Source organism: Trueperaceae bacterium (assembly GCA_023954415.1).
Taxonomy (GTDB): domain Bacteria; phylum Deinococcota; class Deinococci; order Deinococcales; family Trueperaceae; genus JAAYYF01.
In genome coordinates this window covers 1-3738 of sequence record JAMLIB010000026.1, presented here as the reverse complement: position 1 = coordinate 3738, position 3738 = coordinate 1, and the positions used below count along the sequence as shown (strand labels likewise).

Sequence of the window (3738 nt, the reverse complement as noted above, 5' to 3'; positions counted from 1 at the left end):
TACTACAACCCCTACCGCCGCAACGTGAACCCGTTCCGCGCCTCGGGCGACGTCTACGGCGTCGTCTCCTACGAGGTCGACGGCGTGCCCGTCTCGGTCACGGTGGACGCGCGCGCGATCATCGGCGTGCTGCCCGACATCTCCCTCCGCGTCACCCCCGAGAACCTCGTCTACAACTTCCTCAGCCCCTCCGAGCTCGTCATGAACGTGGCCGCCACGAACTACGTGAACGGCCCCGCCCAGACGGTCCTCACTGTCGACGCCCCGGCAGGCTGGACCGTCGAGCCCGCCTCCGTTGCCTTGAGCTTCGACCGCAAGGGCGACGCCCGTGGCGCCAGCTTCACCCTGATCCCGGGCGAGGGCGTCGTGGAAGGCGCCTACGACTTCGCCGTCCGCGCGGAAGGCGACGCCTCCAGCACTGACTACACCCGCGTCATCAGCTACGAGCACACCGGCAAGACGTACCTCGTGAGCTCCGCCTCCGCCAACGTCCAGGCCCTCGAGGTCGCCTTCGATCCGAACCTGCGCATCGGCTACGTCGACGGTGGCTCCGACCGCGTGTACGAAGGCCTCCGCCAGATCGGCATGAACGTCGATCTCCTCACCGAGGACGACCTCACCACCGGCGACCTCAGCAAGTACGACTCCATCGCGGTCGGCATCTACGCGTACCGCGCCCGCCCCGACCTGTTCGCCGCTAACCAGCGCCTCCTGCAGTGGGTCGAGGACGGCGGCAACCTGCTCGTCCAGTACCACCGCCCCGCCGACGCCTGGGACCCGGAGTCCGTGCCGCCGTACGAGATCGAGCTCGGCCGCGTGTCGCTCCTCTCGCGCGTCACGGCCGCCGACGGCGAGGTCGAGTTCCTCGAGCCCGAGAACCCGATCATGACCACCCCGAACGTCCTCACCCAGGCCGACTTCGACAACTGGGTGAAGGAGCGCGGCCTGTACTTCGCGCAGGAGTGGGACGAGCACTTCACCCCGCTCTTCAGCGTCACCGACAGGCAGTGGCCGGACACGTGGGACGAGCTGCCCTTCCTCGGCTCCATGCTCACGACCGACTACGGCAAGGGCCGCTACACCTACACGAGCCTCGTCCTCCACACGGAGATCGAGAACAACGTGCCGGGCGCCTACCGCATCTACGCCAACCTGCTCACCCCGCCCGCGCAGGAGTGAGGCAGATCTGACGCCCTAGCGGGCGCAAGAAGAAGCCGCCGGCCCTCGAGAGGGGGCCGGCGGCTTCTTCGTTACGACGGGGTGGAACCGGCTGTCAGTCGCCGCTGCCGTTCGACCGGCGCGCGTTGTCGGCGATGACCCGGGTGTTCTCCGCGATGCGAAACAGCGCTATGACGACCTCGAGGCCCATGCGCGCGAACACCACGTAAAGGATGAAGCCGACCACCGCGAGGAGCAGGCCCAGGAGGACGCCGGCGCCCCCGAACGTCGTGGAGGCCGTCGTGAAGACGCCGATGGCCGCGATGCCGGCCATGACGATGCTGAGCACGAAGATGATCCGGATGATGCTCGGCGTCACGTACTGCGTGAACGACATGTCGAAGAGCTTGGAGAAGAACGACTGACTATCCATGCTTGAGGCCTCCGATGTAGTTATTCGCCGCAGCATAAAGGCCGGGCCGGCATTAGCGCAGTGCGATTGCCGTCTTGGCCGTAATACACCCCGACGCCCTCCCGTATAACCGGCGCATAACCGAGCGCGGGCGAACATCCTTGGCATGTCATCGAAGACGCGCGCGTCCTTGGAGCCGGCGGTCTCGTACCGGATCTGCCCTGTCTGCGCCCGCGCCACCCCGAGTTCGGCCGGTGAGAACTACTGCCCCAACGACGGCGCGGAACTGCTGCGGGCGTGCCCGAGCTGCGGAGCCCCCATCGGCTCGCCGTTCGGCGAGTACTGCTCCGCTTGCGGGGGCCGGCTCTTCGCCCACGAGGGGCGCGAACCGCAGCGGCACTGACGCCCGGTGGGCGGCGGCCTATCATGTGAGGGGCCCGGGGGTCGTACGCAGAGCCCCGAAGGACGACCCTTTGCCGGATCACCGCTCGAACCACCACGCCGCCAGCCCCGCCGACGACCGCTTGGAGCAGCTCCTGGCGCGCCTGCGGCCGCTCGTCTCCCGCCGGAAGGGCGCGGCCGTGGCCTTGGCCGGGCCGCCCGGCATCGGCAAGACCACGTTGGCTGCCCAAGCCCTTGGCAGCGTCGGCTGCCGCTACCTCAGCCTCCCGGCCAACGTCGGCCTCGCGCGGTTGGTGCGGGAGCTGCCTCGCCCGGACGCCCTGCCGGCGTGGGCCCGGCTCGGCCTGGAGCGCGCCGCGGGCGGCGAGGCGGTCGAGCAGGCGGCCCTCGTCGGTGCCGTCTCGGCCGCGCTGCAGCGCAGCGCCCCCTTCGTCTTGCACGTCGACGACCTGCACGAGGCGCCGCCGGAGCTCGCCGCCATGCTCCACGTGCTGGCCGGCGCTTGCAGGCGCAGCCCGGGCGTCGGCCTGCTGGTGGCCAGCAGGCAGTTCCACGGCGAGCCGTTCGACGAGCTGTGGCTCGAGCCGCTCGGGGAGGACGCCGCGTCCGCGCTCCTTGGAGCCACGCTCGGTGGCCCGGTCCCGACCGCCGCCGCGGAGTGGGTGTACGCGCGCGCCGGCGGCAACCCCCTCTTCACCCTCGAGTACCAGCGGCAGCTGGCGCGCGGCGGCTTCCTCTGGAGCGACGGGCGGCGGTGGAACTGGCGCGAGCCGCAGGCGGGCGTACGGCCGGCGCGCGTCGAGGCCGTGCTGGAGCACGTGGTGGCGCACGCCAAGGGCGACTCGCCCGCGGCCGCGGCGGCCGTCGAGGCCCGCGCGCTGCTCCCGGGCGGCGAGCCGGACACGCGCCTCTGGGGGGCGGTTGCCGGCCTTACGGACGCCGAGCTGGCGGCGCAATCCGCCCGCTTGCATCGACTGGGGCTCCTGAGGCGCGGCGACTTCTCGCACGGGCTCGTTCGCGAGCTCACGTTGGCGACCCTGCCCGCCGGCCGCCGCAAGGAGATGGCGGCGCGGGCCGTGGCCAGCCTCGGCCCCGACCCCGTCACCGCGGCGCACTTCGTCGAGGAGGCCGGCCTGCCGGCCGGTCAGGCCCTCGACCGGCTGCTGGCCGCCTCGGCCGCGGCCCCGTACAAGGCCGACAGGGCCAGGCTCCTCGCGCGCGCGGCGCGGTATGCGCAGGGCGAGGAGCAGACCCGCCTGGCGTACGAGGCCGCCACGCTGCTGATCGACTTCGACCTGCCGGCCGCCTTCTCACTCCTGGAGCAAGCGGCGCGTGGTCCGGGCGCCGAGCTGCGCATGGTGCGGGCGCACGCGCACGCGCTGGCGCGCCAGGGGAGGCTGGACGCCGTGCGCGACCTGGCGGCCGGGCTGACGGCTGCCGGCACGCCGGCGTGGGACGTCGCCGACCTGCTCGTCACGAGCTTCAACGCCGCCGGCGACCACCGGTCCGCCCTCGAGGTGTGGAGGACCAACCCGCGACTGAACGAGAGCCCCGACTTCGAGCTGCTGCGCGCGGCGGCGGCCTCGGCGCTGGCCACCGGCGACATGGGCCTCGCCGAGGAGCTGCTGGCGCGTGGGGCCGGTGGCGACGTGAGCGACGAGCTGCGCTGCGAGTTCATATCGCTGCGGGCCCTCGTGGCCTACCACCGAGGCGACTTCGAAGCGAGCGAGGCGATCATCGGTGAGGCGGTCCGCCTGCTAAGGGGA

The 3738-nt window shown here is 71.7% G+C and carries 4 protein-coding genes; 3 read left to right on the top strand and 1 reads right to left on the bottom strand.

Annotation, left to right across the window (positions count from 1 at the left end; genetic code table 11):
- A partial coding sequence (locus M9914_14300) for a hypothetical protein (GenBank protein ID MCO5175347.1) occupies nt 1-1179 on the top strand: 1179 nt, incomplete at its 5' end.
- Nucleotides 1180-1273: 94 nt separating this feature from the next.
- Here the strand turns inward: M9914_14300 and M9914_14295 are convergent.
- Nucleotides 1274-1591 carry a DUF4282 domain-containing protein gene (locus M9914_14295; GenBank protein ID MCO5175346.1) on the bottom strand — a complete coding sequence of 106 codons (318 nt, stop codon included), beginning with the start codon at nt 1589-1591 and terminating at the stop codon, nt 1274-1276.
- A 145-nt stretch (nt 1592-1736) separates the two neighbouring features.
- Here M9914_14295 and M9914_14290 point away from each other — a divergent pair, with 145 nt between their 5' ends.
- Together M9914_14290 and M9914_14285 are read left to right on the top strand one after the other, a co-directional pair.
- A complete protein-coding gene (locus M9914_14290; protein ID MCO5175345.1) occupies nt 1737-1973 on the top strand; it encodes a hypothetical protein in 237 nt (78 codons plus the stop codon).
- A 70-nt stretch (nt 1974-2043) separates the two neighbouring features.
- The coding region (locus tag M9914_14285) for a hypothetical protein (protein ID MCO5175344.1) at nt 2044-3738 on the top strand (1695 nt) is incomplete at its 3' end.

What these genes read in the sequence shown, in the direction of transcription:
- M9914_14290 (MCO5175345.1), top strand. Translation starts at nt 1,737, where the DNA reads ATGTCATCGAAGACGCGCGCGTCCTTGGAGCCGGCGGTCTCGTACCGG.
- M9914_14295 (MCO5175346.1), bottom strand. Translation starts at nt 1,591, where the DNA reads ATGGATAGTCAGTCGTTCTTCTCCAAGCTCTTCGACATGTCGTTCACG.